Below are 5348 nucleotides of genomic sequence, written 5' to 3' on the forward strand. Positions count from 1 at the left end.
CACTTCGTCCAGGCCGGCCGCGTCCGTCACCAGGCGCAGGTCGTCCGTCTCGTCGATGAGGCGGCGGTAGTAGTCGATCTGTTGCAGGCCCAGGATGTGGGCCTGTTCGGCCGTGTCGTAGGTCATCTCGTTCGGCTCGCGTTCGAAGGGGGTACTGGACGGGGAGACGAAGATGGTGGCGAAGACGAGACCGACGCCGGCCCGGCGCATCTCCGGCAGGCCGACGGTGGCGACGTTCTTGACCGGCGGCGTCTCGCCGGCGCGGATGTCGGTCACACTGAGACGAGGGTCGCGCCCTTTCACCAGGGCGTTGTAGGCGATATCGAGGTGGGAATCAACGATGAACATGGTGTTTCTCTCCACAAGGGGTGGGTGAGCACAATCATCCTACACTTTGCTCGATCGCGAAAGTTGTAGGGGCGGGTTTCAAACCCGCCCCTACAGACTATAGGCCGAGGGGTGGTCAGTCGCCGCGCGGGGGACTAAAATCAGCGGCGAGGCCATCCTGGCAGCAAGCCGCCGGCCGGCGGCCATGGAGGAAGAAGATGTTCTTGTTATTCATGGTATTGGATGATCCCGCGCGGCTGAGCGAGGTGCTGGTGGCGTGGGAAGGGGCCGGCGTCCGGGGGGCGACTATTCTGGAGAGCACCGGCCTGCAGCGCATCTTCGAGCGCCAACGTCCCGACGCTGTTCAGGTCGTTCCGGACGTCTCCGCCCGCGGCATGGTCGGCCACCGCACGTTATTCGCCGTTGTCGCCGACCTGGAGATGGCCGAGGCGGCCATGCGCCGGGCCGAGGCGGTCATCGGCGATCTGACTGAACCCAATACCGGTATCGCTTTTCTCGTCCCCGTCCTGGCGGCGTGGGGTCTTCCACAGCTATAAAGAGCTCACGCAAAGAGCGCCAAGGAAGCAAAGATCGCAAAGCCTTCCTACTTCTTCTTGGCGTTCTTTGCTTCTTTGCGCTCTTTGCGTGAGCTTCTGATGCTACTACTCGCCGCTTACCGGCCTTGCCACCAGTCGTTGCGCGAGCGTGGGTCCAGGAACCCGCCCCAGTCGCGGATGGCGATCTGGATTTCACCGCTCAGCGCCTTGCCGAATGCCTGATGGCCGCGCAGCACCGGCAGGTTGTGCCGCCCGGCGGCGTCTGATTGCCGGTAGAGCGCCAGCAAATCGGGATCGGTGCAGACGCCATCGATGTGGAGGACGTAGCCGTAAAACTCGTCCTCGCTGCCGATGTGAAGCGTCAGGTCGGAGTCCCCGGCATACATCACCAAGTACTCATATCCGCCCGCCGCGATCTCATAATCCGAATCGGGCGTGTAGATCGTCTCTCCCCGCTGCGTGCCCATGCCCAGCACGGTCACCTTCCAGCCCGTTTCGACGCCTATCGGGTGGGTGAAATCGTCATCCCATTTGTAGGCCTGGTAGGCGGTGGTGAAGGCCGGCGTCCGCAGATCGCCAAACAGGGCGGGAAACTGCGGCGCTCTGGAGTCCTGCACCGAACCTAGCTGCACCAGGCCAAGCCCCTCGTTCACCGGGATGTAGCCACGCGCGCTGAGGTTCATATTGGGGTGCGTCTCGGCATTCACGACCAGCGGATCGCCCTTGATGGGAATGGTCGTATAGTTCGTTCCGGGCAGGTCGCAGTCGAGCGGCGGCGGTGGTGGCGGGAGCTTGGCCCCGGCGACCACCGGCATATAGTACTTCCGTTGAGCATCTTCATCGGCCAGGACGGACGAGGCCCACAGCCCCGCTAAAGCCAACCCGGCCAGCAGCAAGAACGCCGCCAGACCAAACCGGCGGACTAGTGAATAGCTATTCATCTGAGATACTACTCCAGATATAGTCTCCTCCTGTTACTTGAGTCGCCAACGGGTCGAAGTATAATCCGGCCACTGGCGGAAGGCGCGACTATGAACGAAATACTCATCCATAACGACCGGCTCAGACAGCAGGTTGGCTTTTTGATCGAGATCGACCGGCTGAAACACGTCTTGCGCCGCTCCCGGCTGGCCGATGGTAGCCGGCAGGAGAACAGCGCCGAACATAGCTGGCATCTGGCCGTGGCCGCGCTGCTGCTGGCCGAGCACGCCGACCGGCCGGTCGATCTGGCGCGGGTGGTCAAGATGGCGCTCATCCACGACATTGTCGAGATCGACGCCGGCGACACCTTTTTCTATGACGCGATCGGCGCACTCGATAAGGCCGACCGCGAAGCGCGGGCCGCCGACCGGCTTTTCGGCCTGCTGCCGCCCGACCAGACGACCGAGTTGCGCGCGCTGTGGGACGAGTTCGAGGCGCGCCGGACGCCGGAGGCCTGCTTTGCCTACGCGCTCGACCGCTTCCTGCCGCTGCTGCACAATTACCTGACGGGCGGGCAGCCCTGGCGGCAGCACGGCGTGCGCGGCGAGCAGGTGATGGCTATGACCGAGGGCATCGTGGCCGGCTCGGCCGAGATGGCCGCCTGCGCCCGCGCCCTCGTCGCCGACGCCATGGCTCAGGGCTTCTTTGACCCGATTAAGGAACGGTGACTATGCCGCTTAAACACGCGATTGCCCAGGTGATCAACCGCCACAACCTGACCTTCGACGAGGCGGAAGCCGCCATGGACGCCATCATGGATGGCGCGGCGTCCCCGGCGCAGATCGGCAGCTATCTGACTGCCCTGCGCATGAAGGGTGAGACGGCGGAGGAGATCGCCGGCAGCGCCCACTCGATGCGCAAGCACGTCATCCCGGTGCGCGTCGAGCTGGACGCGGGCGAAATTCTGGTGGATACCTGCGGTACGGGCGGCGACGGCAAGCACACGTTCAACATCTCCACCACGGCCGCTTTCGTCGTCGCCGGGGCGGGGGTGAAGGTGGCCAAGCACGGCAATCGGGCGGCCAGCAGCCGCAGTGGCTCGGCCGATCTGCTACTGGCGCTGGGCGGCAACCTGGACTTGACCGCGGCGCAGGTGGCCGAGTGTGTCCAGGACGTGGGCATTGGCTTCCTCTATGCCGTCAACCACCATCCGGCCATGCGCCACGCCATCGGCCCGCGGCGCGAATTGGGCCAGCGCACCATCTTCAACCTGCTCGGCCCGCTGACCAACCCGGCCGGAGCCGGCCACCAACTGATGGGCGTCTATGACCCCGTGCTGACCGAGACGCTGGCTGAAGTGCTGCGCACGCTGGGCAGCCGCGCCGCCTACGTGGTTCACGGCTGCGACGGGCTGGATGAACTCTCGACCACCGGCGTCAACCGCATCAGCGCCCTGCGCGGTGGGGCGGTGACGACGTTCGACTTTGATCCGGCCGACGTCGGGCTGCCGCGCGCCCGGCTCGATGACCTCCTGGGCGGCGCGCCGGAGGAGAACGCGGCCATCACCCGCGCCATCCTGAGCGGCGCCGACCGGGGGCCGCGCCGCGACGTGGTGCTGCTCAACGCCGCGGCGGTGTTGAGCCTGGAGACGGGCGACTGGGCGGGCGGGCTGGCCGCGGCGGCCGAGGCGATTGATGGCGGCGGCGCGGCGCGGACGCTGGAAAACTGGGTGGCGATGACCCATAGCTTTGTCGTCTCAGACTGACAGAAGTGGAGGCGCGCCTGAGTCTGCGCCTTAAGGGCAGGCACGCAGCCTACCCCTATGACGGGGACGGTGTGGTATAATCGAGGTGGTACGGCATCACATATCGCTAACTACCTACCGTACTGACTTTGATCGCACTGAACGCGGACGGCGAACGCCAGGTGAGATCATCCAACTGCTCAGCCGCTCTGAGCAACAATAACCTATCTATATTCGCAATCCTATGAGCGTCACCAACCTAGCCAAACGTCGCGGCGAAATCCTCGACGAGATCATGGCCCACCACCGCGAGCAGCTGCCGAAGACGATGCAGCAGGTCTCGCTCGAAGACCTGCGGGCCATGACGGCCGTCGCCCCGCCGCCGCGCGACTTCGAGGCCGCTGTGCGCGCCCCCGGTGTGAGCCTCATCGCCGAGTGCAAGAAAGCGTCCCCCAGCAAGGGGCTGCTAGTCAACCACTACGACCCCGTTCGGCTGGCCCGCCTCTACGAGAAGGCCGGCGCGCGGGCCATCTCCGTGTTGACCGACACCCGCCACTTCCAGGGCACGCTGGAGCACTTGCGCGACGTGCGCGAGGCGGTGCGCCTGCCGGTACTGCGCAAGGACTTCATCTTTCATCCGTATCAGGTGTACGAGGCGCGGGTGGCCGGGGCCGACGCCATCCTGCTCATCGCCGCCGTACTGGGTGACACAGACCTGAGCCAGCTCCTGGCGCTGGCCCGCAAGCTGGGTATGGCCGCGCTGGTGGAGGTGCATAGCGAGGCGGAACTGGCGCGCGTGCTGCCGCTGTCGCCGGCGATTATCGGCATCAACAACCGCGACCTACAGACGTTCGAGGTCGACTTTGGCAACACCGCCCGGTTGCGCGCCCTCATCCCGGCCGACATCGCCGTGGTGGGCGAGAGCGGGCTGAAGACGCCCGACGACGTGCAGGCCATGCGCGCGGCCGGCGTCAACGCGGTGCTGGTGGGGGAGGCGCTGGTGCGCAGCAAGGACGTGCTGGCGGCGGCGCGGGCCTTCATCGCCGCCGGGCAGCCGGAGTAGGGGAGCGCACAAACGAAAACCTGGTGGCCCCTGCCACCAGGTCTTGTCGACTGGCGCACCCCGCTATTATTCCTATTCCAAATCTATGGGCACAGGATAGCAGACTAGGGGAAAGCGCACATGGGGTGAATGACTATTTTTACTACGTATTTTATTTATCTTTGTAGTGGGGTTGATCCCTACTGCGTAGGTAGGCCGGGGCGCTTTTAGTCTGTTAGCCGTTATCAGTTCTACGAATCTTGTTTAGTCACATGAAGCCCAACATCGTCCGTCCCATCGCCATCTGTGTCTTCCGTCACAACGGCCTCATCCTGGCTGCCAGGCATTATGACCCGATCAAACAGCAGCCCTTCTACCGGCCATTGGGCGGCTCTATTGAGTTCGGCGAGTACAGCGCCGCCACCATTGAGCGGGAAATGGCCGAGGAGTTGGGCGCGGCCGTCGTCGATCTGCGCTATCTGGGCGCGGTGGAGAACGTGTTCACCTATAACGGCCAGATGGGGCATGAGATCGCCATGGTCTACGACGGCGCGTTCGCCGATCCGTCGTTGTACGAGCGCGACGTGCTGGAGGGGGTCGAGGACAGCGGCGCGTCGTTCCAGGCTGTTTGGGTCAAGCTGGCCGACTGCCTCGACCCATCCGCGCCGCCGCTTTACCCTACCGGCCTGCTAGAACTCCTGGGCGTCTGACAAAAAACGGCTCACGCAAAGATCGCCAGGAAGCAAAGAGCGCAAAG

7 protein-coding genes are annotated in these 5348 nt (G+C 64.5%); 5 read left to right on the forward strand and 2 right to left on the reverse strand.

Annotated features, from left to right (window positions below):
- Nucleotides 1–348, reverse strand: a 348-nt coding sequence (locus tag ACE3UY_RS15170) for a membrane dipeptidase (protein WP_374688341.1), incomplete at its 3' end; no start/stop codon positions are given.
- 197 nt (nt 349–545) lie between these two features.
- Here ACE3UY_RS15170 and ACE3UY_RS15175 point away from each other — a divergent pair.
- Nucleotides 546–884 carry a hypothetical protein gene (locus tag ACE3UY_RS15175; protein WP_374688342.1) on the forward strand — a complete coding sequence of 113 codons (339 nt, stop codon included), beginning with the start codon at nt 546–548 and terminating at the stop codon, nt 882–884.
- A 116-nt stretch (nt 885–1000) separates the two neighbouring features.
- Here the strand turns inward: ACE3UY_RS15175 and ACE3UY_RS15180 are convergent, their stop codons facing one another.
- Nucleotides 1001–1825 (reverse strand): hypothetical protein, encoded by an 825-nt coding sequence (locus ACE3UY_RS15180; protein ID WP_374688343.1) that lies wholly within the window; start codon nt 1823–1825, stop codon nt 1001–1003.
- A gap of 90 nt (nt 1826–1915) precedes the next feature.
- Here ACE3UY_RS15180 and ACE3UY_RS15185 point away from each other — a divergent pair, with 90 nt between their 5' ends.
- From ACE3UY_RS15185 to ACE3UY_RS15200, 4 genes are all read left to right on the forward strand, one after another.
- The gene (locus ACE3UY_RS15185; RefSeq protein ID WP_374688344.1) at nt 1916–2533 is read left to right on the forward strand and encodes an HD domain-containing protein; all 618 of its coding nucleotides are present in this window, start codon (nt 1916–1918) and stop codon (nt 2531–2533) included.
- A gap of 2 nt (nt 2534–2535) precedes the next feature.
- Complete coding sequence (gene trpD / locus ACE3UY_RS15190; RefSeq protein WP_374688345.1) at nt 2536–3570, forward strand: anthranilate phosphoribosyltransferase; 1035 nt, start codon at nt 2536–2538, stop codon at nt 3568–3570.
- Between the two features lie 223 nt (nt 3571–3793).
- Nucleotides 3794–4612, forward strand: a complete 819-nt coding sequence (gene trpC / locus ACE3UY_RS15195; protein WP_374688346.1) for an indole-3-glycerol phosphate synthase TrpC — start codon at nt 3794–3796, stop codon at nt 4610–4612.
- A 251-nt stretch (nt 4613–4863) separates the two neighbouring features.
- A complete protein-coding gene (locus ACE3UY_RS15200) occupies nt 4864–5301 on the forward strand; it encodes an NUDIX hydrolase (protein ID WP_374688347.1) in 438 nt (145 codons plus the stop codon).
- Nucleotides 5302–5348 lie beyond the last annotated feature (47 nt).

The organism is Promineifilum sp. (SeqCode), assembly GCF_041918635.1.
Taxonomy (GTDB): Bacteria; Chloroflexota; Anaerolineae; order Promineifilales; family Promineifilaceae; genus Promineifilum.

Excerpts from the sequence above, each read along its gene's own strand:
- ACE3UY_RS15175 (WP_374688342.1), top strand. The coding sequence starts at position 546 with ATGTTCTTGTTATTCATGGTATTGGATGATCCCGCGCGGCTGAGCGAG.
- ACE3UY_RS15180 (WP_374688343.1), bottom strand. The coding sequence starts at position 1,825 with ATGAATAGCTATTCACTAGTCCGCCGGTTTGGTCTGGCGGCGTTCTTG.
- ACE3UY_RS15185 (WP_374688344.1), top strand. The coding sequence starts at position 1,916 with ATGAACGAAATACTCATCCATAACGACCGGCTCAGACAGCAGGTTGGC.
- trpD (WP_374688345.1), top strand. The coding sequence starts at position 2,536 with ATGCCGCTTAAACACGCGATTGCCCAGGTGATCAACCGCCACAACCTG.
- trpC (WP_374688346.1), top strand. The coding sequence starts at position 3,794 with ATGAGCGTCACCAACCTAGCCAAACGTCGCGGCGAAATCCTCGACGAG.
- ACE3UY_RS15200 (WP_374688347.1), top strand. The coding sequence starts at position 4,864 with ATGAAGCCCAACATCGTCCGTCCCATCGCCATCTGTGTCTTCCGTCAC.